The organism is Bradyrhizobium sp. 613_E4_N2_2, from assembly GCF_052075995.1.
In the GTDB taxonomy this organism is placed as follows: domain Bacteria; phylum Pseudomonadota; class Alphaproteobacteria; order Rhizobiales; family Xanthobacteraceae; genus Bradyrhizobium; species Bradyrhizobium barranii.
Genome location: NZ_CP197234.1, coordinates 3,668,670 through 3,691,396 on the forward strand (window position 1 = coordinate 3,668,670; position 22,727 = coordinate 3,691,396).

Consider the following 22,727-nt stretch of genomic DNA (forward strand, 5'->3'; position numbering starts at 1 on the left):
ATCACCCCATTTTGCACCGCCGTGACATTACGGCATCAATGCGCATCGGCGCTCTTCTGTGACGTGCCCGCCGGCACGACGTGAACGACGCGATAACCGTTGTCCCTGAGGTACCGCAGGAAGGCCGGCATGATCGCGGCCGTGCGTGCCTTGGGGTCGTGGAAGAGGATGATGCCCTTGCCGGCGGCGGCGAGGCGCTCGGTGACGAGCTTCAATTCCTGCTCCGGCGTCATCTCGTTCCAGTCGCTGGCCCAGAGGTCGGCCCCGAACACGACGATGCCGCGCGACTGGAGCAGGTCGAGCTGCGCTGGCGTCCCCTCGAAATAGGGGAAGCGGAAGAACGGCGTCGAGGGCGTCGTCGTCGACGCGCCTTTGAGCGCCGTCTCGTCGGCTGCTATGCCGCGGTCGATCTCGCTCTTCGCCTTCTCGAGCGGGATCCGCGCCATGAACGGGTGCGACCAGGTGTGGTGGCCGATGGTATGGCCCTCGCGGGCAATGCGCTTGACCATGTCAGGATGTTCGGAGGCGTGCAGGCCGATCAGGAAGAAGGTCGCGCGCACGCATTCCTGCGCCAGCGCCGCCAGCACCTTCGACGTCGTCGGCGGATGCGGGCCATCGTCGAAGGTCAGCACGACCTCGTGATCGGCGAGCGGCAGCGTCTGCGGAAAGCTCTTCAGGCCCACGCGCGGCGTGGTCTTGGCGTCGACACTCAGAACGCGCGAGGTGCCGAGCGCGTCCTGGCGCGGGCAGTCCGCGGCCTCCGAAGAGGCGATGCCGATGAGGCCCGCGAAGACCGCGCCCACCGGGATCGACATCCATTTCAGCCGAAGCATCTTTGCCATTGCGCTCGCAGTTCGCTTGTGGGTATTGCCTGACCGTCAGCTCAGACCACTCGTTCCAACCTGTCAAACGGCGAGGCGCGCCATGGATGAACATATGGACGGTGCCCCATCCGCCGAGGCCTCGGTACTCGACCACGTTCCGATGCGCAATGAAGACGGCGAAATTCGTCACGAATTCGTCGAGGAGATTGCCCATGCGATCGAGGCTGGCGACAGCGCCGCGCTGCGCGCCTGCGTCGCCGAGCTGCACGAGGCCGATCTCGGCGATCTGATCGGAGCTCTCGCGCCCGACCACCGCGTTCGCCTGGTCGAGCTGACCGGGCGCGACTTCGACTTCTCGGCGCTGAACGAACTCGACGAGGGCGTGCGCGAGGAGATCCTCGAGGAGCTGCCGCCGGAGACCGTTGCGGAAGGCGTCCGCGAGCTCGAATCCGACGACGCGGTCGAGCTGCTGGAAACCCTCGACGAGGCGGAGCAGGAGGAAATCCTCGAGAAGCTGCCGCTGCAGGAGCGCGTCGCGCTCGAGCGCAGCCTGCTTTATCCCGAAAATTCCGCCGGCCGCCGGATGCAGACCGAGTTCATTGCGGTGCCGCAGGATTTCACCGTCGGCCAGGCGATCGACTACATGCGCGAGACGCCGGATCTGCCCGACCGCTTCTACGAGATCTACGTCGTGGACAAGGACCAGCATTGGCAGGGCGCGGTCTCGCTCGACGTCCTGCTCCGCGCCCGCCGCCCGGTGGCGCTTGCCGAGCTGACCGACGAGGATCGCCGCCGCGTCTCCGTCCTGGAGGACCAGGAGGAGGTGGCGCGCATGTTCGGCAAGTACAATCTCGTCGCAGCACCGGTGCTCGACACCCAGGATCGCCTCGTTGGCGTCATCACCGTCGACGACGTCGTGGACGTGATCGAGGAGGAGGCGGACGAAGACCTCAAGGCGCTCGGCGGCGTCAACAGCGACGAAGAACTCTCCGACACCGTGTTCACCATTGCGCGGGCGCGGTTCAATTGGCTGCTGGTCAATCTCGCCACCGCCTTTCTTGCATCCTCGGTGCTCGGCCTGTTCGAGGGGCAGCTCGAGAAGATGGTCGCGCTCGCGGTGCTTGCGCCGATCGTCGCGAGCCAGGGCGGCAATGCCGCGACCCAGACCATGACGGTCGCGGTGCGCGCGCTTGCGACGCGCGAGCTCGGCTCCTCCAACGCCTGGCGCGTGGTGATGCGCGAAGGCCTGGTCGGGCTCGTCAACGGCCTTGCCTTCGCCTTGATCACGGGCATCGCGGCGGTAGCCTGGTTCAAGATCCCGGGCCTCGGCATCGTCATCGGGCTTGCGATCATCTGCAACCTCGTCGCCGGCGCGCTCGGCGGCATCCTGATCCCGATGGCGCTCGAACGTGTCAGGGCCGATCCGGCCGTGGCCTCCGGCACGTTCGTCACGACGGTGACCGACGTCGTCGGCTTCTTCTCCTTCCTCGGCATCGCGACGCTGTGGTTCGGATTGAGGTAGGGCGCGCTATGCCCTCGCGTGTCCCAGGCGCGCTGCAACGCCCTTCGCGTTGCTGCGCAGAACCGGGACCCAGAAAGCAGCACGGCACGTGGTGGCGAAATGGGCCCCGGCTCAGCAGCGCACCGCACCGGACGATGCTTCGCATCGCCGGGAGCGCTGCGCTGCGTCCGGGGCACGAGACCGTCTTCGCCCACCATCATCTTTAATCCGAACTTAAGCGACCTGCCGCATCATTGCCCGTGCTTGGGGGAATGGACATGCGGTTGCGGCTGAAGGCGGACGGACGGGTCGTCGAGTTGCGGGATGGGCAGGAGCTTCCGGTCCAGCCGTTTCCAGTCCAGCCGTTGCCGGTCCAGGCGGCGGCCAATGCCGCCCTTGGCGATGATGCCAGCTCGCTCGCCGTGCGCGCTCTGCGCCGTCGCGCCTGCCTCACCCAGATGGAGTTCGCCGCCAAGCTCGGCGTTCCCGTCGAGACGATCCGCAACTGGGAGCAGGGCAAGCGCGCCCCGCGAGGACCCGCCCGCGCGCTGCTCGCCGTGATCGCGCATGCGCCGGACACCGTGTTCCAGGCGCTCGCCAAAGCCTGACGTCAAGGCCAGGCGCGAACCTCCCGTTAGCATTGCCCTGAATATCCGGCCCGGCGCCGGCGTCGTCCGTTGGCAGTGTTACGGGCCGGGTCCATAATGGCGCCCGGATGATGTTTTGAGGCGATCGCAACAGAGAGGATTCCTCATGCTGTTCGTCGAGGCCAATGGCGCAAGGATACCGGCGATCGGGCTCGGGACCTGGGAGCTGAGCGGGCGCGCTTGCGGCCGCGTGGTCGAGCAGGCGCTGCGGCTCGGCTATCGCCACATCGACACTGCGCAGGTCTACGACAATGAGCGCGAGGTCGGCGACGGCCTGCGCGGCTCAGGCGTGCGCCGCGACGACATCTTCCTGACGACAAAGGTCTGGACCAACCATTTCGCGCCTTATGATCTCGAACGCTCGGTCAAGGAGAGCCTCGCCAGGATGCGGCTCTCCTCCGTCGATCTCCTGCTGCTGCACTGGCCCAATTCGCACGTGCCGCTGGAGGAGACGCTGGGTGCGCTGTCGCATGCCAAGCGCATGGGCCTGACCCGCCACATCGGCGTTTCCAATTTCACCGTGGCGCTGATCGAACAGGCGGTGGCGCTGTCGCCGGAGCCGCTCGTCTGCAACCAGGTCGAATATCATCCTTATCTCGACCAGACGAAGGTGAGGGCAGCCTGCGACCAGCATGGCCTCGCACTGGTCGCCTACAGCCCGATCGCCAGGGGGCGCGTCAAGGCCGACCAGACGCTCGCCGGGCTCGGGCGCGCGCATCGCAAGACGCCGGCACAAATCTGCTTGCGCTGGCTGGTGCAACAGAATGTCGCTGCGATCCCGCGCACCTCGCGCGTCGAACGTCTGTCGGAAAACATCGATATTTTCGATTTCGAGCTCTCGGACGACGAGATGGCCCAGATCGCCGCGCTGGCAAATCCCAAGGGCCGCCTGACCGATTTCGGCTTCGCGCCAAAATGGGATTGAGAGGGGGCCGCTGTATGCTAGGACCGGCGTGGCAACCCAAGATCGATCGATGGAACTGCGGAAGATCATACGGACGGACATTGCAGCGTCGGCGGTCGCGCATCTGACGCTGGTGGCGCTGATCATCCTGATCAGCGAAGTCCATCTGTTTCACGCCGCGGCGCCCGAGACCGTTTCGGTGGACATCGTCACGCCGGAGCAGGTGAAGGAGGAGGAGGCCAAGGCCGAGGAGAAGGCTCAGGAGCAGGCGAAGGAGAAGCCGCCGGAGCCGCTGCCGGACCTGAAATTGCCGAAACTGGATTTCACCGACAAGGACAAGGCGGAACCCGCGCCGAAGCCTGCGACCAAGCAGCAGGCCGCGGCGCCGTCGCCGCAGGCCTCGCCTGAACCGCAGCAGAAACAGCCGCAGCCGCAACCCTCACAGGCACCGAAGCAGCGGGAGGCCAATGTGCAGCCGCAGCCTCAACAGCCGCAGCCGTCGCAACAGCCGCCTCCGCAACCCCAGCAACAACCGCCGCCCCAGGCGATGCCGCAGCCGCCGTCGCAACAGCCGCCGCCGCAAGCGATGCAGCAGCCACAGGCCGCGCCGCCGGCCTATCAGGCGCCGGAGCCTGACGTGACGGTCAAGTACGGCGTCATGCTGGGCTTGCCGCCGGAATTGCCGCCGGAACTGCCGAAAGACGCCCCCAAGGACGATGGCGGCGATGCCAAGGATTCAATCGCAGCCAAGCTGCCATCCGAGGTCATCGCCGCGCTGCGTCGCCACCTGAAGAGCTGCGCCAAGCTGCCGGCCGGGGTCGACCCGACCGACAACGTCAACATCAAGCTGCGCACGGTGTTCGCCACCGACGGCACGCTGGCGCGCCCGCCGATCCTGATCGAAGCTCCGCCATCCGCGAAGGGCGTGGCCATCGTGAAATCCGCGACCGCAGCGCTCCAGGCCTGCCAGCCCTACAAGATGCTGCCGGCCGACAAGTACGACGAATGGAAGATCTTGGACCTGCCGTTCTCGCCGCGGGATTTTGGCGGAGGGTAGGCGGCTCGCCCCACTCTATCCATCCTGGGAGCTAAGGCCTCCCGGTTCGCGGCTTCAGCCATGCCATGATCACGGCCTGCGGCGTTCTCCGGCTGCGTGGCAAGCTATGTCTTTCGATGGTGCGCCGTGCAAACGCGCCGGCCTGCTCGGCGGAGCCTCGCTGCGCCGGCGCGAGAGCCATCCACTCGCGAATGACGGCACGTCGAATTTTCGATTTTGGCATCGGATCAAATCCATGAGTTCGGGTGGATGTTCACGCGGCCTGCCGAAGCGGGATGGCCTCCGAGCGCCGTGCCAGAAGCACGCTGCCACATGGATGCTCGGCGCCTTGCAGGACGACGAAGCCGCGCTTCGTTACTGCGGCACGGAGAGTGTCCTTCGCAGCTGCCTTCTGCGCATCGAGCCAGATCACCAGCACGGCGCGGGGGCTCAGGAAATCGTCGAGCCAATCCACTGTCGCATCGAGTGCGTGAAGCGTGCGTCGCCGCCAATCCACGAGCGCGACTTCATATTGACCCGCCGGCCGGCCGCAATTGCCTGCCGCCGCCGCCAGCAGATATCCGCGACGATGCAGCTCAATCACCAATTCCATGCTCTTTGCGCCGACCACGACGATGCGTTGCCGCGTCGAGCAGTTCGCGATGGCCATCATCGGATCGATGATCCTGTCGCTGACCCCTGAGTTCGACATCATTTCACCAGTTCGCTACGCCGCGCGAGCTTGCGCGACGGAGCGGATATGGTGCCGGATGCTGTATGATTTCGAGATTGGCGCGATCGCGGTTGCATAGGATCGGCATAGGACCGGCCTCGGCCCCGCGCTGCCGGCAACTTATGCCGCGCTTATAAACAGACGATGCACTCCCCATCGCATTCAAATGCCGTCAGCGCCATTCTTCCGGCCCGCGCTTGCTATCGCGCCTTGCCTGGAGACCAAAATGTCCGCTTACCGTGCATTGATCGTGGGACTACACGATCGTCCCATCAGAATGATCCACATGGATTGCATCGATGATGAAGCCGCGATCAGCTCCGCGGAGAGGCTCGTCGACGGTCGCGACGTGGAGCTCTGGCAGATGGATCGGCCTGTGGCCAGATTCGATTGCCGGTCCGGGACGATGCGCAGGAAGTAAGCCGGGATATCGCCGAGTGGGCGGGCCTCGCGTCCTTGGATGACGGAGCCAGTCGTGTCGTCCTTGCGAACGTAGCAAAGCAATCCAGACTGTCACCGTGAAAAGATTCAGGGGTGCTTCGCTGCGCTCGCAGTGACGGTGTGGAGAAAACGCGTGCCACCCTTCGCTTGCGCGCAGCAGATGCCTCAATAGCCGCGCTTCCGCGTCTCCGTACCATCCATCTCCTCCGGCGCCATCGCCGCCCAGGCGCTCGATGCGAACTGCCTTCGCCAGGTCACGATCACCACCGCCGCCGTGGTCACGAACAGCACCCAGGGGCTGACGAACCAGCCGAGATAGCCGAGTGCGAAGAAGAAGGCGCGCTGGCCGCGGTTGAAGTGGCGGCCGGCGGATTCGAACAAGCGCGAGGTGCGGATGACGTGGGCCTCGGCCTCAGGCGTGTCGCGCCGGTCAGCCGGCGGCATGCCGCCGAACAGGATCGCGACATAGTTGAACAGGCGATAGGCCCAGGCGAATTTGAAGAAAGCGTAGACGCAGATCAGCACGAGGCCGACGCATTTCAGCTCCCACAGCGCGGGCGAGGGGCTGAGATCGATCGGCAGCTTGGCGAGGATAGTGATGGCGTCGTTGGTGGCATGCAGCAGTGCCAGCGCGCCGCCGAGCGCGAACAGGCTGGTGGAAGCGAAGAAGGCGGTGCCGTTCTGGAGCGAGGCCATGATCTGCATGTCGACCATACGGGTGTCGCGGTCGAGCAGGCGGCGGACCCAGACCTCGCGATAGCGGTTCATGCGCGCCGACAGGCTGTCGCGGCCATAGGCCGAGTGCTCCAGCGTCAGGGCATAGACCAGCCATTCGATGATGAAGAAGCCGACCGCGGTGATGTCGACCCAATGCCTGCCCATGTCTCACTCCTCGCGAAGATCGCAACGATTGCCACGCGCGGCCGGAGGCGGCAACGATTGATTGGCGGCAGGCGATGGCGCTAAAAGCAGCCGCATCCAGGGGACTCAGGGAAGGACCAGCGACATGGCAGCGCTCAAGCTTGCGATCGGAAACAAGAACTACTCGTCATGGTCGATGCGGCCATGGCTTGCACTGCGCGCCAATGACATCCCGTTCGTCGAGACCGTCATTCCGCTCTACACGGACAATCCCGCCGACAAGGATCAGATCCTGTCCTTCAGCCGCGCCGGCAAGGTGCCGGTGCTGGTCGACGGCGACATCACGGTGTGGGATTCGCTCAGCATCATCGAGTACGTTGCCGAGCGCTATCCGGAAGCGAAGCTGTGGCCCGACGATGTCGCCGCCCGCGCGCACGCCCGTTCGGTGTGCGCCGAGATGCATTCCGGCTTCATGGCCTTGCGCAACGAATGCGGCATGAACCTGCACCGCCCCGTGGGCGCCGTTACGCTGTCGGCGGACGCCAGGGCCAACATCGCGCGCGTGCAGGAGATCTGGCGGGAGTGCCGGGCGCGCTACGGTGCCAAGGGACCGTTCCTGTTCGGCCGCTTCGGTGCGGCGGATGCGATGTACGCCCCGGTCGTGCACCGTTTCCGCACCTACGCGATCGAGGTCACGCCGGAGACCAGGGCCTACATGGACACGATGATGGCGCTGCCGGCGTTCCAGGAATGGACCCGCGACGGGATCGCCGAAACGCTCGTCATCGAGAAATTCGAGAACGTCTAACCCTCGAATGTGATCGGGCGTCGCTTGACGATGTGCAGGCTGGCGGCGCTCAATCGCGGCGGAAGGACCGCTTGGGAGAGGGCAGGGGCATGGGAATTCTGGACTCGCTGGCAAACAACCCCGCGCTTCGCAGTGCGCTCGGGCAGCTCGGCGCCGCGGTCCTGCCGGCGGTGTTGAACGAAGTGCTCGGCAGCAGCAGTCAGGGCGGCCTCAGCGCAATCGTCGCGAAGCTCCAGCAGTCCGGCTTCGGTGACCAGGTCAAATCCTGGCTCGGCAACGGCCAGAACCTGCCGATCTCGGCCGGCCAGCTCCGCGCGGTGCTCGGCAGTGACACGGTTCGGCAGCTTGCGGCGCGCTACAACATCCCGGTCGACCAGCTCGGCCAGATTCTGGCCCAGGAACTGCCCAAGGCCGTGGACCAGGCAAGCCCGGAGGGGCATCTGCCCCACACCGTCTGAGGGAGCCGGTTCCAGCGGTATCCTCCACCCACCGGTTCCCGCACTATCGTCCTGAAAATACTGCCGGATCGGCCTATTTGCCATGCCTGTATACCGCTGGCCAAAACGCCGCATTGCGTGCTATATGTCACGCCGGGTTTTCAGCCGGTCCGTCGCAGTGGGACCCTGGGCACAGCCGGCGCTGTTTGAGTCATGGAGATGGGCGTTGAAGCATAAATTCCCCGTGGGAACGCGCGTACTGTTCACTGCCAGCAACGTCGCGCGCCCGGCTGCGAGTGGCTCATACGAGATCATCCGCCTGCTGCCGACGGATGGTGACGACTGCCAGTACCGCATCAAGAGTTCGACTGAAGCGTTCGAGCGCGTCGCCAAGGAAAGCCAGCTCGCCCAATCCTGACGGATGACGGTGCCGCGCGTTGACATCGCGGACGAATTCGCTTCGCTCGCCGTCAAAAGGCCCCCTTCGCCTCGACATGGTGAACCGGGGGCAGTTGCCGACTCGCGGGGGCTCGCTTTGACCATTCGCTCTTTGCTCGCGTGAGGGGACGTCGCGCATGAACTGGGCATGGGCCACTTCGTTCGACCAAATCTCGCGCCCGCAGGCCTTTCCGATGTGGATGATCCTGGTAGCCGCCGGCCTCCTCGGCCTGATTCTCCTGATTACGCTGGTGCGCGCCGAAAGGTCGGTTGCCAACGGCGCGCTGACCGTCATCACGCTGCTTTCCATTGCCATCGCGGTAGCTGCCACCGTGCGCGTTTATGGTCCGGCGGAGGAGGCACCGCCGGGCGAGGCGCGCGCGCAGAGCGCGGTCGTCGCCAGCCTGCCGGCGCTGTCCTGTCTCGACGATCTCGCCGGCAATGCCGTGGCGATTGGTTGCGAGAAGGCGCTGTTCGGCTCGCCTGACGCGGCGGCTGCGGCCGTCTCCTACACCGCCGCACGGATCGACCGGCTCACCGCGCTCGGCGATGCCGCGCCCGCCGAGAAGAGCCTGACGCTGGACATGAAGGTGCTGCGCAAGGCGCTGGAGCGCGACCGCTACGGCCTCGTCGCGCAGGTGCTGGTTGCGCGCGACGGCTGCACGCAGTTCGACTGCCCCGCCTTCCGCTCGCTGACCGATCAGCAGCGGGTCGCCGCCAACATGGATTCCCATCTCTACGACACGCTGGTTGCACGCTATGCGCCGGGCTGGAACGCGCCCGCAACGGCCCCGGCGATGCCGGCCACCGCGGCGCTTGCCGGGATGCCGCCATCGATGCCGACGGGCAGGCCGACCAATGCGGAGTTCCCGAGCGCGTCATCGACGCCGCCGGTGAGCATCATGAATCCGGAGCCGCCCACGGCGGCGGTGCGACAGGCGGCGCCTGCCGGAGGCGCAGCCGCGGCGCCGCGCGTGTCCGCTCCGACCTCGGCGCAGGCCGCTGCTCCAGCGGCGCCGGCTGCGAAGAAGCCGCCAGCGCCGAAGGCCGCGCGTGCGCCGGCCGCAGCACCGGTTCCGCTCGCGCCGCCGGCCCCAGCCGCGGCTCCTGCGGCTGCGGATAACGAATAGTTCGGCATTCCAAATACGTGGCTGCCCGGCTAATGCTGGGGCCATGCCGCTACATTTGATCAAGCTCGCCGTCGGCTGCGACTCCGTCAAGGAATTGAAGGGGTGGGTCGCCGAACGGATGCAGACCGCCAAGAAGAAGGGTCTGCCGCAACATCACATCCACATCACCCGCATGGTGCCCAAGCGCGACGCCGAGATCCTGGCGGGCGGATCGCTCTACTGGGTGATCAAGGGCGAGATCGCCGCGCGTGAAAAGATCATCGGCATCGAGCCGTTCCGCGACAAGGACGGCATCGGCCGTTGCCGGATCGTGATGCAGCCGAAGGTGATCTCGGTATCGCCGCGGCCGATGCGGCCGTTCCAGGGCTGGCGCTACCTCAGCGACGATTCCGTGCCGCCCGATCTCGGCAAATCGGCCGCGGGCTCGATCGCGGCGATGCCGGAGCCGATGCGGCGCGAACTGCGCGATCTCGGACTGCTCTGACGCAGCCGCTCATGGCGGCGTGACGATGTGCAGCCGCGCCCAGTCGGAGGGCGGCATCACGACCGGACGTCCGCCTTCGCCGATGGTGTCGATGATGTCGACCAGTTCGGGCTCGACGCCCATCTCGTGCAGGTACTTGCGATACTGCTCGCCAAAGATCGTCGTCAGGCTCTCGCGTTGTTCGGGCGCCACGTTGGGTGCGCGGCGATTGCGGATGGAACGGCCGGTCAGCACCACCGTCGCACCTTGCGGGAGGCTGCGATGCACCCCGCCGGCGAGCATGAGGACGCACGCGAAATCGCACGCCGGATCCGGCAAGGATACCTTGGCGTCGAGCGGCCCGCCCGGGCGCTTCAGCGCAAAACAATCCTCCGGTTTGCCGGCGCAGGCCTCGACCTCGGTCGCGCCGGCGGTGGCATCCAGGCCGCGGTCGCGCAGGATGCGGCCCATGCTGACTGCAACATTGAGGTTGGAGCCGCCCCAGCTATGGATGACGAGCGGCAGCTTGTGTCCCGCCTGGCGATCGAGAATCGCGATCAGCCGCTTGTAGCTGTCCCATTGCACCGTGCCCTCGGCGGCGATCCAGTCAGAGCAGCCCGGTCCGCAGGCCCCGGCGGGGCCATGGGCGACGTAGAAGATCATCGCATCCGGCGGCGACCCGTAGAGGCCGATCGGCGGGCGCTGTTGTGCCTGGGCGGCAGTCGCGGCGACAAGCGCCAGCACGCCATTCACGATCATCGCGCGGATGAATGACATGCCCCTGCCAGCCGGCTCGTTTCCTCGTCCCGATCATCCATCCGGGCGAGGGAACGCGCAAGATCGAGCTCGGTGGTTACACCGCGATATTGTCGATCAGCCGGGTCGTGCCGAGCTTGGCCGCCACCAGGATCCGCAACGGGCCGTCCTTGCGCGAGGTGACCTGCGCCAGCGTCTCGGCATGGCGCGCCTCGAAATAGTCGAGCGCAAAGCCGGCCGCCGTGATCATCCCGGCGCCGCGCGCCATCGCGGATGCGATCGCTTCGCCGGCGCGGATGCGCCCGGCGCTGTCCTTCATGGCGCGGTACAACGTGGTCGCGGTCTGCCGCTCCTCCGGCGAGAGATAGACGTTGCGCGAAGACATCGCGAGCCCGTCGCGCTCGCGCACGGTGCGGGAGCCGGTCACCTTGACGCCGAGGTCGAGGTCGCGCGCCATCTGCGTCACCACCCGCAACTGCTGAAAGTCCTTCTCGCCGAAGATTGCGACATCCGGCCGGCACTGCGTGAACAGCTTGCCGACGACGGTGGCGACGCCGCCGAAGAAGTGCGGCCTGAAGCGGTCCTCGAGGCCGGCCAGCGCCGGCCCCTCCGGCACGATGCGGGTCGCAAAGCCTTCCGGATACATCGCCTCGGCGCCGGGGTGCCAGACGATGTCGACGTCCTCGGCGGCGAGCTTGGCGAGATCGGACTTCCAGGTGCGCGGATAGGCACCAAAGTCCTCGGTCGGGGCGAACTGGGTCGGGTTGACGAAGATCGACACCACGACGCGACTCGCGCGCCGCCTGGCGAGGCGCACCAGCGACACATGTCCGTCATGGAGCGCCCCCATGGTCGGAACCAGCGCGATCGTGGCTTTTCGCTTGCGAAGATTGTCGACGGCGCGTCGCAAGGCGGGGACCGTGCGGGCGATCAAGGGGCTTCGTGACATCAGGACTCGACAGGGTTGGGAATGGGAAGCGGGCGCGTCCCGGCGCCCGCCGGCTAACCTTAACAAGCGCCGATCGTGGACGCCATGCATTCGGATGCGGCACAGCATCCCGCGCGAGGCCGCGCACGATATCGCGACATGGCTGAATCACAAGCGAGAGATGGTGCCGTGATTCATTTCGAACACGGCGCGCTGCGATTTGCATTTACTGTCACGCATTTCACTTGACCGCAGACGCGGCCAACTCGAAGATATTCATCAGGGGTGTTGAGGATCGCTATGCTTGTGCAGGCTAGCCAAGGCCAATCCGGCTCGGCGCATGTCGTCGTGCTCGGCAACGAAAAAGGCGGCTCCGGCAAGTCGACCACCGCCCTGCACATCGCGGTCGCGCTGCTGAAGGCCGGCCAGCGCGTCGCCACCATCGACCTCGACTGCCGTCAGCAGAGCTTTACTCGCTACATCGGCAACCGTTCCGCCTGGGCGCGCCGCACCGGCCTCGGCCTCGAGCTGCCGGTGCATCGCTGCATCAAGCTCGGCGAGACCATGCAGATCGCCGAGAACGAGAATTCCGAGTTCCAGCAGTTCATGGAGGCGGTCTCGGCGGTCGAGAGCAATTTCGACTTCATCGTCATCGATACGCCGGGCACCGACAGCTATCTGATGCGCCTGGCGCACTCGATGGCCGACACGCTGGTCACGCCGATCAACGACAGCTTCCTCGATTTCGACGTGCTCGGCACCGTCGATCCCGCCAACTACGCAGTGACGGGCGAGAGCCACTATGCCGAGATGGTGCGGGATGTCAGGCGCAAGCGGCGCCAGCTCGACGGCTCCAGCACCGATTGGATCGTCGTGCGCAACCGCCTGTCGATGCTCGGCTCCCGCAACAAGCAGCTCGTCGCCGAGGGCCTCAAGGATTTGTCGCTACGGCTCGGCTTCCGCTACGTCGACGGCTTCGCCGAGCGCGTCGTCTATCGCGAATTTTTTCCGCGCGGCCTGACCGCGCTCGATGAGATCGACGAGGCCACGCTCGGCATGCGGCCCAACCTTGGCCATCTCACCGCGCGGGAAGAGGTGACGGGTCTGCTCCGCCAGCTCAAGCTGCCGCTCGACGAACGCGGCCGCCGCCGTGCGGCAAATCGCGCCGAGTGGTTCAGCCAGGTCGACAAGCCGCTCGAAGTCCACGACATCCTCGGCGCCTGAGGCGGCGGTATATCGCTACTTCCAGCCGATTGAAGCTGCCGGTTCCCGCCGGAACTGAGTGCGGGCTTGGCCGTTTCACCCTGTGTTTACCGTGAAATTGAAGCCAATCGAGACCGGTTGTGTCGGATGGTAGCCTGCACCTGACGTAGCCGCCTGAGAACGGGATGCCCAAGAAACGCGTGCGCCGCACAATGAAAGGGCTGAAGGTTCACAATATTTAAGCTTCCTGTCACGCGGCTGTGACATATATTAGGGAATAGGCGACCAGGGGCCGAAGAGCCCCGGAAGAACACGATTTTCAACAGGGATTCAGGCCGCAAGAGCCTGAGGCTGAGGACGAAAATGAAGCGTGGAATTGCCGTTCTGGTTTCGGTTAGTGCCCTCTTCGGCGTCGCCTATGTCACGGCGAGCAAGTGGGCGATCAGGCACGAGACCGTCACCTTCTACGACGCCTCGCGCGACAACCGTCCCGTGCCTGTCGATATCGCGGTCCGCCGCGACAAGGAAATGCAGGCCAATGCCGGCATGATCACGCTGCCGGTTGCCGTGATCAATCACGGCAACACCGTCAAGAATACCGAGTACGGCTTCCTCGCCAACATCTTCGCGGCGCGCGGCTATATGGTCGTAAGCCCGCAGCATGATTTGCCGACCGATCCTCCCATGGTGACGAAGCCCGGTGAGCTCTATGTCGGCCGGCTGCCGCAGATCCTGCGCGGCGTTGCCAACATCCATCTCGCCATGCAGGAGATGAAGAAGGTTCAGCCCAACGCCGATTACGACAGGGTGACGATGGTCGGCCACTCCATGGGCGGCGACATCACGATGTATTTCGCCAAGCAGTATCCCGATGAGGTCAAGAAGGTCGTCACGCTCGACAATCTGCGCGTGCCCTTCGTCACTGCCGGCAAGTTCAAGATCCTGTCGTTCCGTTCGCAGGATCCGCAGTTCAAGACCGATGCGGGTGTCATCCCGACCGATGAGGAATGCGAGAAGGCCGGCATCCAGGTCGTGAAGACCGAATTCCAGCACAACGACATGCGCGACACCGGTCCGGATGCGGCGAAGAACTCGATCCAGAGCATGCTCGACAAGTTCCTGAGCGACGGCGACAGCGCCGTGGCGCCCGTCGATACGCGCTCGGCCCCGCCCAATATCCTGGAGCCCGGTCCGGTTGCTCTGATGGCGCCTGCCAAGAGCTGACACCGACGCCAGCTGACACCGACACCGCTCCGATCGTCTGCACGACCCGCAAAGCCTCCGCCGGCATCCGCCAGCGGAGGCTTTGCACATTGACCGGGCCGCAGGCGCTATCCACATTAGCCGCTCACGCAAGAAGCGAGCAGGGATGTCCGGCGAACCCGTCAAACCGCGTGGCCGTGATGCCGTCTCGAGCCAAACCGGCGGCACGCTGCCTCAAGCCAGCACCGCTGAGGACATCGCTGCGTTCGTCGCCAAGGCGCGTGCGCTGTCGCCGCATGCCCCCGGCGCGAAGGGGCGGCTGATTTTCGCGCTGGATGCGACGATGAGCCGGCAGCCGACCTGGGACATGGCCTGCGCGCTCCAGGCGGACATGTTCCGCGAGGCCGCAGCGATCGGCAGCCTCGACATCCGGCTCGTCTATTATCGCGGCTTGAACGAGTGTCGCGCCACGGGCTGGATCTCCGACAGTGCGAAGCTCGCGACGCTGATGAGCAAGATCGACTGTCGCGGCGGCGACACCCAGATCGGCAAGGTGCTGAGCGACGTGCGGCGCGAGGCGGTCGCTTCGGGCGTGCGTGCGGTCGTTTTCGTCGGCGATGCCATGGAGGAGAAGGTCGACGAGCTCTGCGCCAAGGCCGGCGAGCTCGGCATGCTCAAGGTCCCCGTGTTCGTGTTTCAGGAAGGCGCCGACGCCGTGGCCGAGCAGGCCTTTCGCGAGATCGCGCGGCTGACCGGCGGGGCCTGGTGCCGGTTCGATCCCGGCGCGGCGGCGCAGCTTCGCGAACTGCTGCGCGCGGCCGCGGCTTATGCCGCCGGCGGCCGGGAGGCGCTGTTGAAACTCGCCAAGAGTGCGAGCGGTGCGGCCAAGCTGATCGGGCAGATGAAGTAGCGGCCCGCGTCGGAGACGGACGCCATGCATTTTGCCGTGAGGGCGACTATATTCCGGCCATGACCCTGATCGCCGGCGCCATCGCCGTTATCACGCTTTATCTGCTGCTCCAGATGTTCCGCTCCGCCAATCCGGCGGTGCTGGCGCGCACCATCAAGTTCGGTGGCGGCGTGGTGGCGCTCGCGGTCGCAGCGTTCACTGGCCTGCGGGGCGAGCTGGCGGTGGCGATCCCGCTCGGGATTTTCGGCGCCGGGCTCCTGGGCTGGACGCCGCTGGCGAATGCCGGCTTCGGCAATATCGGCGGGCTGTTCGGCGGTGGCGCAACGCGCCCGGCCGGACAGGCCTCGCGCGTACGCTCGCAATTCCTGGACATGCGGCTCGACCACGATTCGGGGCAGCTCGCCGGCCAGATCGTCGCCGGTCCTCACGCCGGGCGCGATCTCCAGGAGTTCGATCTCGCTGGCCTGCTGGCGATGGCTCCGGCGTTCGACGCCGAGAGCGTGGCCCTACTTGAAAGCTATCTGGACCGCCGGTTTCCCGCTTGGCGTCAGAACGCGCAGGGCGATGCGGCAGGGCGGCAGCGCCGCACGGCGCCGAGCGGCAAAATGACGGCGGAGGAAGCCTATCAGATCCTTGGCCTGCAGCCGGGCGCGGGGCGCGACGACATCAGCCGGGCGCACAAGTCCCTGATGAAGAAACTCCATCCCGACCAGGGGGGCTCGACGTATCTCGCTGCCCGTGTGAACGAGGCCAAGGATACTCTGCTTCGCACGCATAACGGCTAACTCCGGCACTACGCTACAAACGCCCGTACCGCGTAAGCTCCGCTTGCTCTGTCTGCCGTCGCCCCGATGCCCGCCTTTGTCGGCGTGGTCGATCCCTTGAGTAAAGTTTTAACCGTAAATCCTTGACGAGAGGTTGTCGCGGAACTGGCATCGCCGCATCCCCCAAACAAAAATGCCCGCGCAAGGCGCGGGCATTTTGATTGGAGCGGTACGACAGATCAGTTGCGGACAGTGATGCAGGAGATGTCGGCGCGCTTCAGGGCGCGGCAGACGGCTTCGGCCTGGTCCCGCTCGAGCCCGGCGAAACGGGCCCGGTAAAGCTTGCGATTGTCCTTGGCGAGGACCGGCTCGGTGAACGGGTCGGCCTTGCTGAGCAGGCCGCGGGCCGAGCTGCGGGCGGCGTCGATGCGCTGCTGGGCTTCGTTCTCGCTCTCGAGTGCGCCGACCTGGACGATCCAGCCGCTATGGGTGACGACCGGCTTGGTGGTGGCGCTCATCTGGATCGGCTGCGGCACAGGATCGGCCGAAGCGAGCTTCGCAGCAGCCGGAGTGGGCGCGGCGGCCGTTGCGGCCGGCAGCACGCCGAGGATGCCGTTGCCGGTGCCGAAGCCCGCCGGCTGACGGGGCATCTCGGTGCGGGCGAGTTCGGCCTTCGGCGCTTCCGGCTGGCTCGCCATCTCGGGCTTGTTGATGAGATCGGCGCGGGCGACGACGGCGCCGGAGGTCTCCGCGACGTCGGAGCGGGCCGCAATCGTGCTCGTGACCTGCGGTGCGACCTGAGCCGGGGCGGCGGAGGCGACCTTCACGGTGCCGGCCTTGACCTGAACAGTCTTCACCCGGACCGGCTTCATCGGCTCGGACGAGCCGGGGATGATGGAGAGCGGCTGGCTGGAGATCACGCCATTGGTGAGCGGCGCGGGCTCGATCCTGGATTCAGTCGGCCGAACCTCAGGCTTGCTGGTGTCAGGCCTGGCTTGAGCCGGCGGCATCGCGGCGGTCGCGGCCGCCAGCGCTGAGAGGCGCGAGGCGAGACGCTGCGGGGCCGTTTCGGGGGCAGGGGCGGCCGCGGCCTGCTGGACCTGCGGAGCGGGGCGGGCCGAGGTCTCCGATGCATCGGCGACGTCGGTATTGGCATCTGCGCCGTTGCGCTCGGTGACAGCGACGACGGTGTGGGTGGTGGCGCCCTTCTCGAGGTTCTCCGCGAGCAGGTTGCGCATGGTGGCGTCGCGCGAGCCGCCGCTGCGGCCGCCGAGCACCACGCCGATCAGGTGGCGGTTGCCGCGACGCATCGAGGTCACGAGGTTGAAGCCGGAGGCGCGGGTGTAGCCGGTCTTGATGCCGTCCACGCCCTCGACGCTGCCGAGCAGGTGGTTATGGTTGCGGATCGACTGTCCGCGCCAATTGAACGTCGAGGTCGCGAAATAGCGATAGTAGCGCGGGAAGCGCTCCTGGATGGCGCGGCCGAGCGTGGCCTGGTCGCGCGCGGTCGTGACCTGCTCGTCGTTGGGAAGGCCGTTGGCGTTGCGGTAGACCGTCTTGGACATGCCGAGCGAGCGCGCCTTGCGCGTCATCATCTGGGCGAAGTCGTCCTCGTCGCCGCCGATCGCTTCCGCGATCACGACGGCCGCATCGTTGGCGGAGCGGGTGACGAGGCCCTTGATCGCGTCCTCGACGCGGATGGTCTGGCCGGCACGCAGGTTCAGCTTGGTCGGATCCTGATCGGCGGCGTGCTGCGAGACCGGCATCTCGGTGTCGAGCTTCATCCTGCCGGACTCGAGGCGCTCGAACAGCAGATAGAGCGTCATGATCTTGGTGAGCGAGGCGGGGTGGCGGATTCCGTCTGGGCTCGTTGCCTGGAGCACGGAGCCGGAATTGCCGTCGACGATGATCGATGCGAATTTCGGGCTGGAGCTGTCGGACACATCGCGCTGCACCCGGTGGTGTGCGTAATGGCGCCGGTGACGCCGTGCCTCGGCAGCATCGGTGAAGATGACTACGGCGGTGACCGTAAGAAGCCCGAAAACGCCAACCCGCGCCAAGCGCGAGGAAGACAAGTTTTTACGAAGCATGAAACCCCGTCCCCGTTTCTGACTTGATCACCGGCCCGTGAGGCGAAATTGTGCCCACTCGACCCGGGATCATTACCTGCTCAGGCTGTCTCTCCGCTGGTGTTCGCTGCGGGAAACGTTGGGCCTGAGCCGCTGTTCTGGCTAAGGTGATGTTCTCGAACGGCTTTTGACCGTTCGCGGAAGCTGAACACGTCCAGGGAATCAGGGTAGGGGTCCGCGGTTTCCAAAAGCTTAAGGAACCATTGCGGGAAACCCCGGGAATCTCAGCGATTTGCATCTAATTTTGTGCGTCGCACAAGATTCTTGACTTTTTTGTGCGTTGCACTATTTTTGGGCGGAGTCAGGGAGCCGGGGCTTCCGGACCAAAGCCAGGGAAAAAGGATTCCGAAATGTTCAAGGTTGAAGACTTTCAGAGCTACGGGAAAGAGCAGTTCGAGCAGTGCGTTGCTTCCGCGACCTCGATGCAGCATGGCCTCCAGGCGATCGCCAGCGCGTATGGCGACTACACCAAGAAGTCGTTTGAAGACACCAAGTCCTTCGTCGAGAAGCTTTCCGGCGTGAAGTCGCTGGACAAGGCCGTGGAAGCGCAGACCGACTTCGCCCGTTCCAGCTACGAGACCTTCGTTGCGGAATCGCAGAAGATCGCCGGCCTTTACAGCGACCTCGCCAAGCAGGCGTTCAAGCCGGTCGAGACCATCGTTTCGAAGTTCACCCCGGCTGCCAACTAACGTCCTCTGGAACTCCTGGAATCGAAAAGCCCGGCTGATTCAGCCGGGTTTTTTTGTTGTCGCGACAGAGATCCGGTTCAGCGCGCCACGCGCAGCTTCGACAACGACGTACCGACGTCAACCCCACACGGTCTGGACAGAACGTGTCGATGCCGCTCGCGCAATGCTCGCCGCTTCGGCGTCATCGCGCAGCTTCTTCCGCCGCGTGTCGATCTGCGAGGCATTGCTGTACCACCAGCGATTCTGCGCATCGAGAGCGCCGGCGAGGAGCACGAGGCCACTGAGCTGATCGACCAGGTTCTTCGCGGCCGTCGGCATCGCCGACATCTTGCCGTCCTGGGCCATCGAGCCGGCGTTGTCGAGCAGCATGGCGACGCGCATGCGCACCAGGCGCCAAGCGATTGAACGGCAGCTCGATGGGACCGTAGAAAACCGGAGGTATCCCGCGAAATCGCCGCTGCCGCTTAACGGCCGGATTCCTGGTGAAGATGTTCTAAACGGTGCCGGCCGAAACTTTTGTCAAATCGGTCCGGATTGACTAACCTTGGTCAGGATCGCCGGACCGGGAATCGGGACTGCCTCGACCATATTGGCCAGACCGTTGCACGCTTGCGGCGAGCCGGGGGCAGGCCCATATTCCCTACAATCGAGCCGGGCTTGACCGGACCGGTTGGAAGCGGTGATCCAACAAGGCGGCGCGCCCGTGCAAAGCTCCGAAGGGCGGGGCCGCGCGGCTGACCGTCACTCGCTTCCGTGGGGAATTTGAACGCCTGAGCCATGCCGCACCTGACTTTCAGACTAGACCTGTCCGCGCAAGCCGCTGCCCACGCTCCTCGTATGAGCAATGACGAGAACCGTTCGGGCGGACCGACGGGGCCGAATACGTCTGTCATCACCAAGGTCAAGCCGAAGACCAAACGGCCGAACCTGTATCGTGTGCTGATCCTGAACGACGACTACACGCCGATGGAATTCGTCGTCCATGTGCTGGAGAAGTTCTTCCAGAAGGACATCGAGGCCGCGACCAAGATCATGCTGCATGTCCATCATCACGGCATCGGCGAGTGCGGCGTATTCACCTACGAGATCGCCGAGACCAAGGTGACGCAGGTGATGGACTTCGCCCGCAAGCACCAGCATCCGCTGCAATGCGTGATGGAAAAGAAATAACTGCGCGTTCACATCCAGAGTTATTTAGATCGGTTCTGGTCGCGCGGTATGTGACGGCAGCACATCCTGCTGCGTGATCCCGCGAAAATCAGCGGCGTCAATCCTGCCCAAATGGGTAGTTCTGCCCAAATCGGAACGGGTTTTGCATCGAGCATGCCGTGGGCGCGTAATGCCCATTTGAGTCGCGGAACCGGTCTTTCGCCGCGGTCTTGTATAACTATATGTGACAAAGGTTGTTGTTGCCTGACCGGGCGATGGCGATCATGATGGTGGGGGCCATAGAGGACGCGAATGCCGACTTTTTCCCAAAGCCTTGAACAATCCCTGCATCGTGCGCTGGCGATCGCAAACGAGCGTCATCACCAATACGCGACGCTCGAGCATCTCTTGCTCTCCCTGATCGACGACTCCGATGCAGCCGCCGTCATGCGCGCCTGTAGCGTCGATCTCGACAAGCTCCGCACGAGCCTCGTCAATTACCTTGAAACCGAATTCGAGAATCTGGTGACGGATGGCGCCGACGACGCCAAGCCGACCGCCGGTTTCCAGCGCGTGATCCAGCGCGCGGTAATCCATGTGCAGTCGTCCGGTCGCGAAGAGGTGACCGGCGCCAACGTGCTGATAGCGATCTTCGCCGAGCGCGAGAGCCATGCCGCGTACTTCCTGCAGGAGCAGGACATGACGCGCTATGACGCCGTCAACTACATCAGCCACGGCATCGCCAAGCGGCCGGGCGTCTCCGAGGCGCGGCCGGTGCGCGGCGTCGACGAAGAGACCGAGGCAAAGGGTACCGAGGACGCCAAGAAGAAGGGCGAAGCGCTCGAGACCTATTGCGTCAACCTCAACAAGAAGGCGCGCGACGGCAAGATCGATCCGGTGATCGGACGCAATTCCGAGATCAACCGAGCGATCCAGGTGCTGTGCCGCCGGCAGAAGAACAATCCGCTGTTCGTGGGCGAGGCCGGCGTCGGCAAGACCGCGATCGCGGAGGGCCTCGCCAAGCGCATCGTCGACAGCGAGGTGCCGGAGGTTCTTGCGGCTGCGACCGTGTTCTCGCTCGACATGGGCACGCTGCTCGCGGGCACGCGCTATCGCGGCGACTTCGAGGAGCGCCTGAAGCAGGTGCTGAAGGAGCTCGAAGCGCATCCCAACGCCATCCTGTTCATCGACGAGATCCACACCGTGATCGGTGCGGGCGCGACGTCGGGCGGGGCGATGGATGCGTCGAACCTGCTCAAGCCGGCGCTTGCCTCGGGCACGATCCGCTGCATGGGCTCGACCACCTACAAGGAATACCGCCAGCACTTCGAGAAGGACCGCGCGCTGGTGCGGCGCTTCCAGAAGATCGACATCAACGAGCCGACGGTCGAGGACGCGATCGCGATCCTCAAAGGTCTCAAGCCGTACTTCGAGGACTACCATCGGCTGAAGTACACCAATGAGGCGATCGAGGCTGCGGTGCAGCTCTCCTCGCGCTACATCCACGACCGCAAGCTGCCGGACAAGGCGATCGACGTGATCGACGAGTCAGGCGCGGCGCAGATGCTGGTGGCCGAGAACAAGCGCAAGAAGACGATCGGCATCAAGGAGATCGAGACCACGATCGCCTCGATGGCGCGGATCCCGCCGAAGAGCGTGTCGAAGGACGATGCCGAGGTGCTCAAGCATCTCGAGCAGACCCTGAAGCGCACAGTGTTCGGCCAGGACAAGGCCATCGAGTCGCTGGCCGCTTCGATCAAGCTGGCGCGTGCCGGTTTGCGCGAGCCGGAGAAGCCGATCGGCTGCTATTTGTTCTCGGGACCGACCGGCGTCGGCAAGACCGAAGTCGCAAAGCAGCTCGCAGCGTCGCTCGGCGTCGAGCTGCTGCGCTTCGACATGTCCGAATACATGGAGCGGCATACCGTGTCGCGCCTGATCGGCGCGCCTCCCGGCTATGTCGGCTTCGACCAGGGCGGCCTGCTCACTGACGGCGTCGACCAGCATCCGCATTGCGTGGTTCTGCTCGACGAAATCGAGAAGGCGCATCCCGACCTCTACAACGTGCTGCTCCAGATCATGGATCACGGCCGGCTCACCGACCATAACGGCAAGCAGGTCAACTTCCGCAACGTGATCCTGATCATGACCACGAACGCAGGTGCTTCGGATCTCGCCAAGCAGGCGTTCGGCTTCACCCGCTCGAAGCGGGAAGGCGACGACCACGAGGCGATCAACCGGCAGTTCGCGCCGGAATTCCGCAACCGTCTCGATGCCATCGTCTCGTTCGGCCATCTCAGCGTCGAGGTGATCGGTACGGTCGTGGAGAAGTTCGTGCTTCAGCTCGAGGCTCAGCTCGGCGATCGCGACGTCACCATCGAACTGTCCGAGCCCGCCAAGACCTGGCTGGTCCAGCATGGTTACGACGAGCAGATGGGCGCACGGCCCATGGCCCGCGTCATCCAGGAGCATATCAAGAAGCCGCTGGCCGACGAGGTGCTGTTCGGCAAGCTCAAGGGTGGCGGCCACGTCCGCGTCGTCCTGGTCAAGGACGAGGCCGACGAGACCAAGGACAAGATCGGGTTCGAGTTCCTCGACGGTCCGATCACGCCGAAGCAGGAGAAGCTGCCCGGCGCCCGCAAGCGCCCGCCGGGCAAGTCCAAGCCGGGCGGTGGCGGCTCCGGCGGCTCGAAGGGGCCGACCTCGAAGGGCCCGCTGGTCAAGGCTTGATTGCGAGCGATATGAATTGAAAAGGCCGGCTGAAAAGCCGGCCTTT

The 22,727-nt window shown here is 65.1% G+C and carries 24 protein-coding genes; 17 read left to right on the plus strand and 7 right to left on the minus strand.

Going from position 1 to position 22,727, the window contains the following annotated elements; translation table 11 throughout:
- Positions 1–35: 35 nt before the first annotated feature.
- Positions 36–842, minus strand: coding sequence for a polysaccharide deacetylase family protein (locus tag AB7290_RS17485; protein WP_085405531.1), 807 nt, complete (start codon positions 840–842; stop codon positions 36–38).
- Positions 843–924: 82 nt separating this feature from the next.
- Between AB7290_RS17485 and mgtE the strand changes: the two genes are divergently transcribed.
- The 4 genes from mgtE to AB7290_RS17505 all read left to right on the plus strand — a co-directional run bounded on the left by mgtE (position 925) and on the right by AB7290_RS17505 (position 4,933).
- Entirely contained in the window at positions 925–2,346 is a 1,422-nt protein-coding gene (gene mgtE, locus AB7290_RS17490; RefSeq protein WP_028150524.1) for a magnesium transporter, read from the plus strand.
- Between the two features lie 251 nt (positions 2,347–2,597).
- On the plus strand, positions 2,598–2,933 hold the full coding sequence (locus tag AB7290_RS17495; RefSeq protein ID WP_085405532.1) for a helix-turn-helix domain-containing protein: 336 nt from the start codon (positions 2,598–2,600) through the stop codon (positions 2,931–2,933).
- 145 nt (positions 2,934–3,078) lie between these two features.
- On the plus strand, positions 3,079–3,897 hold the full coding sequence (locus tag AB7290_RS17500; protein WP_085405533.1) for an aldo/keto reductase: 819 nt from the start codon (positions 3,079–3,081) through the stop codon (positions 3,895–3,897).
- A gap of 49 nt (positions 3,898–3,946) precedes the next feature.
- Entirely contained in the window at positions 3,947–4,933 is a 987-nt protein-coding gene (locus AB7290_RS17505; protein WP_085405534.1) for a hypothetical protein, read from the plus strand.
- A 253-nt stretch (positions 4,934–5,186) separates the two neighbouring features.
- Here AB7290_RS17505 and AB7290_RS17510 read toward each other — a convergent pair whose 3' ends face one another.
- The gene (locus AB7290_RS17510; RefSeq protein WP_135214881.1) at positions 5,187–5,585 is read right to left on the minus strand and encodes a hypothetical protein; all 399 of its coding nucleotides are present in this window, start codon (positions 5,583–5,585) and stop codon (positions 5,187–5,189) included.
- On the opposite strand from AB7290_RS17510, the gene AB7290_RS17515 reads away from it, so the two are divergent.
- Complete coding sequence (locus AB7290_RS17515) at positions 5,575–5,724, plus strand: hypothetical protein (RefSeq protein ID WP_161495942.1); 150 nt, start codon at positions 5,575–5,577, stop codon at positions 5,722–5,724. The genes AB7290_RS17510 and AB7290_RS17515 overlap by 11 nt on opposite strands.
- A 527-nt stretch (positions 5,725–6,251) precedes the next feature.
- On the opposite strand, the gene AB7290_RS17520 is transcribed toward AB7290_RS17515, so the two are convergent.
- Positions 6,252–6,968, minus strand: a complete 717-nt coding sequence (locus AB7290_RS17520; RefSeq protein WP_014494640.1) for a DUF599 domain-containing protein — start codon at positions 6,966–6,968, stop codon at positions 6,252–6,254.
- A 124-nt stretch (positions 6,969–7,092) separates the two neighbouring features.
- Here AB7290_RS17520 and AB7290_RS17525 point away from each other — a divergent pair, with 124 nt between their 5' ends.
- The 5 genes from AB7290_RS17525 to AB7290_RS17545 all read left to right on the plus strand — a co-directional run bounded on the left by AB7290_RS17525 (position 7,093) and on the right by AB7290_RS17545 (position 10,244).
- A complete protein-coding gene (locus tag AB7290_RS17525; protein WP_085405537.1) occupies positions 7,093–7,755 on the plus strand; it encodes a glutathione S-transferase family protein in 663 nt (220 codons plus the stop codon).
- 89 nt (positions 7,756–7,844) lie between these two features.
- Positions 7,845–8,213 (plus strand): YidB family protein, encoded by a 369-nt coding sequence (locus AB7290_RS17530; protein WP_354115483.1) that lies wholly within the window; start codon positions 7,845–7,847, stop codon positions 8,211–8,213.
- A gap of 205 nt (positions 8,214–8,418) precedes the next feature.
- A complete protein-coding gene (locus tag AB7290_RS17535; RefSeq protein WP_014494643.1) occupies positions 8,419–8,610 on the plus strand; it encodes a hypothetical protein in 192 nt (63 codons plus the stop codon).
- Between the two features lie 157 nt (positions 8,611–8,767).
- On the plus strand, positions 8,768–9,760 hold the full coding sequence (locus AB7290_RS17540; RefSeq protein WP_354115482.1) for a hypothetical protein: 993 nt from the start codon (positions 8,768–8,770) through the stop codon (positions 9,758–9,760).
- 43 nt (positions 9,761–9,803) lie between these two features.
- Positions 9,804–10,244 carry a DUF1489 family protein gene (locus AB7290_RS17545; RefSeq protein ID WP_028155001.1) on the plus strand — a complete coding sequence of 147 codons (441 nt, stop codon included), beginning with the start codon at positions 9,804–9,806 and terminating at the stop codon, positions 10,242–10,244.
- A 9-nt stretch (positions 10,245–10,253) separates the two neighbouring features.
- Here AB7290_RS17545 and AB7290_RS17550 read toward each other — a convergent pair whose 3' ends face one another.
- Together AB7290_RS17550 and panC are read right to left on the minus strand one after the other, a co-directional pair.
- Positions 10,254–11,000, minus strand: a complete 747-nt coding sequence (locus tag AB7290_RS17550) for a hypothetical protein (RefSeq protein ID WP_085405540.1) — start codon at positions 10,998–11,000, stop codon at positions 10,254–10,256.
- 76 nt (positions 11,001–11,076) lie between these two features.
- On the minus strand, positions 11,077–11,928 hold the full coding sequence (gene panC, locus AB7290_RS17555) for a pantoate--beta-alanine ligase (protein ID WP_085405541.1): 852 nt from the start codon (positions 11,926–11,928) through the stop codon (positions 11,077–11,079).
- A 279-nt stretch (positions 11,929–12,207) separates the two neighbouring features.
- Here panC and AB7290_RS17560 point away from each other — a divergent pair, with 279 nt between their 5' ends.
- The 4 genes from AB7290_RS17560 (at position 12,208) to AB7290_RS17575 (ending at position 16,008) form a co-directional block, all read left to right on the plus strand.
- Positions 12,208–13,131: a division plane positioning ATPase MipZ gene (locus AB7290_RS17560; protein WP_063982760.1), complete on the plus strand. Its 924-nt coding sequence runs from the start codon at positions 12,208–12,210 to the stop codon at positions 13,129–13,131.
- 342 nt (positions 13,132–13,473) lie between these two features.
- Positions 13,474–14,334, plus strand: coding sequence for an alpha/beta fold hydrolase (locus tag AB7290_RS17565; RefSeq protein ID WP_063982761.1), 861 nt, complete (start codon positions 13,474–13,476; stop codon positions 14,332–14,334).
- A 145-nt stretch (positions 14,335–14,479) separates the two neighbouring features.
- Positions 14,480–15,223, plus strand: a complete 744-nt coding sequence (locus AB7290_RS17570) for a hypothetical protein (protein WP_063982762.1) — start codon at positions 14,480–14,482, stop codon at positions 15,221–15,223.
- A 59-nt stretch (positions 15,224–15,282) separates the two neighbouring features.
- Complete coding sequence (locus AB7290_RS17575; RefSeq protein ID WP_063982763.1) at positions 15,283–16,008, plus strand: DnaJ domain-containing protein; 726 nt, start codon at positions 15,283–15,285, stop codon at positions 16,006–16,008.
- A 218-nt stretch (positions 16,009–16,226) separates the two neighbouring features.
- On the opposite strand, the gene AB7290_RS17580 is transcribed toward AB7290_RS17575, so the two are convergent.
- Positions 16,227–18,077: a D-alanyl-D-alanine carboxypeptidase gene (locus tag AB7290_RS17580; RefSeq protein ID WP_085405542.1), complete on the minus strand. Its 1,851-nt coding sequence runs from the start codon at positions 18,075–18,077 to the stop codon at positions 16,227–16,229.
- 389 nt (positions 18,078–18,466) lie between these two features.
- Here AB7290_RS17580 and AB7290_RS17585 point away from each other — a divergent pair, with 389 nt between their 5' ends.
- The gene (locus AB7290_RS17585; protein ID WP_014494653.1) at positions 18,467–18,805 is read left to right on the plus strand and encodes a phasin family protein; all 339 of its coding nucleotides are present in this window, start codon (positions 18,467–18,469) and stop codon (positions 18,803–18,805) included.
- A 117-nt stretch (positions 18,806–18,922) separates the two neighbouring features.
- On the opposite strand, the gene AB7290_RS17590 is transcribed toward AB7290_RS17585, so the two are convergent.
- Positions 18,923–19,186 (minus strand): hypothetical protein, encoded by a 264-nt coding sequence (locus AB7290_RS17590; protein WP_166340944.1) that lies wholly within the window; start codon positions 19,184–19,186, stop codon positions 18,923–18,925.
- Between the two features lie 456 nt (positions 19,187–19,642).
- On the opposite strand from AB7290_RS17590, the gene clpS reads away from it, so the two are divergent.
- Entirely contained in the window at positions 19,643–19,975 is a 333-nt protein-coding gene (gene clpS / locus AB7290_RS17595; protein WP_014494655.1) for an ATP-dependent Clp protease adapter ClpS, read from the plus strand.
- A gap of 291 nt (positions 19,976–20,266) precedes the next feature.
- Complete coding sequence (clpA, locus tag AB7290_RS17600; RefSeq protein WP_014494656.1) at positions 20,267–22,681, plus strand: ATP-dependent Clp protease ATP-binding subunit ClpA; 2,415 nt, start codon at positions 20,267–20,269, stop codon at positions 22,679–22,681.
- The last annotated feature ends 46 nt before the right edge of the window (positions 22,682–22,727 follow it).

What these genes read in the sequence shown, in the direction of transcription:
- AB7290_RS17485 (WP_085405531.1), bottom strand. Translation starts at nt 842, where the DNA reads ATGGCAAAGATGCTTCGGCTGAAATGGATGTCGATCCCGGTGGGCGCG.
- AB7290_RS17540 (WP_354115482.1), top strand. Translation starts at nt 8,768, where the DNA reads ATGAACTGGGCATGGGCCACTTCGTTCGACCAAATCTCGCGCCCGCAG.
- AB7290_RS17520 (WP_014494640.1), bottom strand. Translation starts at nt 6,968, where the DNA reads ATGGGCAGGCATTGGGTCGACATCACCGCGGTCGGCTTCTTCATCATC.
- AB7290_RS17500 (WP_085405533.1), top strand. Translation starts at nt 3,079, where the DNA reads ATGCTGTTCGTCGAGGCCAATGGCGCAAGGATACCGGCGATCGGGCTC.
- AB7290_RS17505 (WP_085405534.1), top strand. Translation starts at nt 3,947, where the DNA reads ATGGAACTGCGGAAGATCATACGGACGGACATTGCAGCGTCGGCGGTC.
- AB7290_RS17590 (WP_166340944.1), bottom strand. Translation starts at nt 19,186, where the DNA reads ATGCGCGTCGCCATGCTGCTCGACAACGCCGGCTCGATGGCCCAGGAC.
- AB7290_RS17515 (WP_161495942.1), top strand. Translation starts at nt 5,575, where the DNA reads ATGGCCATCATCGGATCGATGATCCTGTCGCTGACCCCTGAGTTCGAC.
- AB7290_RS17575 (WP_063982763.1), top strand. Translation starts at nt 15,283, where the DNA reads ATGACCCTGATCGCCGGCGCCATCGCCGTTATCACGCTTTATCTGCTG.
- clpS (WP_014494655.1), top strand. Translation starts at nt 19,643, where the DNA reads ATGAGCAATGACGAGAACCGTTCGGGCGGACCGACGGGGCCGAATACG.
- AB7290_RS17585 (WP_014494653.1), top strand. Translation starts at nt 18,467, where the DNA reads ATGTTCAAGGTTGAAGACTTTCAGAGCTACGGGAAAGAGCAGTTCGAG.
- AB7290_RS17550 (WP_085405540.1), bottom strand. Translation starts at nt 11,000, where the DNA reads ATGTCATTCATCCGCGCGATGATCGTGAATGGCGTGCTGGCGCTTGTC.
- AB7290_RS17525 (WP_085405537.1), top strand. Translation starts at nt 7,093, where the DNA reads ATGGCAGCGCTCAAGCTTGCGATCGGAAACAAGAACTACTCGTCATGG.
- AB7290_RS17580 (WP_085405542.1), bottom strand. Translation starts at nt 18,077, where the DNA reads ATGCTTCGTAAAAACTTGTCTTCCTCGCGCTTGGCGCGGGTTGGCGTT.
- AB7290_RS17570 (WP_063982762.1), top strand. Translation starts at nt 14,480, where the DNA reads ATGTCCGGCGAACCCGTCAAACCGCGTGGCCGTGATGCCGTCTCGAGC.
- AB7290_RS17510 (WP_135214881.1), bottom strand. Translation starts at nt 5,585, where the DNA reads ATGATGGCCATCGCGAACTGCTCGACGCGGCAACGCATCGTCGTGGTC.
- panC (WP_085405541.1), bottom strand. Translation starts at nt 11,928, where the DNA reads ATGTCACGAAGCCCCTTGATCGCCCGCACGGTCCCCGCCTTGCGACGC.
- AB7290_RS17545 (WP_028155001.1), top strand. Translation starts at nt 9,804, where the DNA reads ATGCCGCTACATTTGATCAAGCTCGCCGTCGGCTGCGACTCCGTCAAG.
- AB7290_RS17495 (WP_085405532.1), top strand. Translation starts at nt 2,598, where the DNA reads ATGGACATGCGGTTGCGGCTGAAGGCGGACGGACGGGTCGTCGAGTTG.
- AB7290_RS17565 (WP_063982761.1), top strand. Translation starts at nt 13,474, where the DNA reads ATGAAGCGTGGAATTGCCGTTCTGGTTTCGGTTAGTGCCCTCTTCGGC.
- mgtE (WP_028150524.1), top strand. Translation starts at nt 925, where the DNA reads ATGGATGAACATATGGACGGTGCCCCATCCGCCGAGGCCTCGGTACTC.
- clpA (WP_014494656.1), top strand. Translation starts at nt 20,267, where the DNA reads ATGCCGACTTTTTCCCAAAGCCTTGAACAATCCCTGCATCGTGCGCTG.
- AB7290_RS17560 (WP_063982760.1), top strand. Translation starts at nt 12,208, where the DNA reads ATGCTTGTGCAGGCTAGCCAAGGCCAATCCGGCTCGGCGCATGTCGTC.
- AB7290_RS17530 (WP_354115483.1), top strand. Translation starts at nt 7,845, where the DNA reads ATGGGAATTCTGGACTCGCTGGCAAACAACCCCGCGCTTCGCAGTGCG.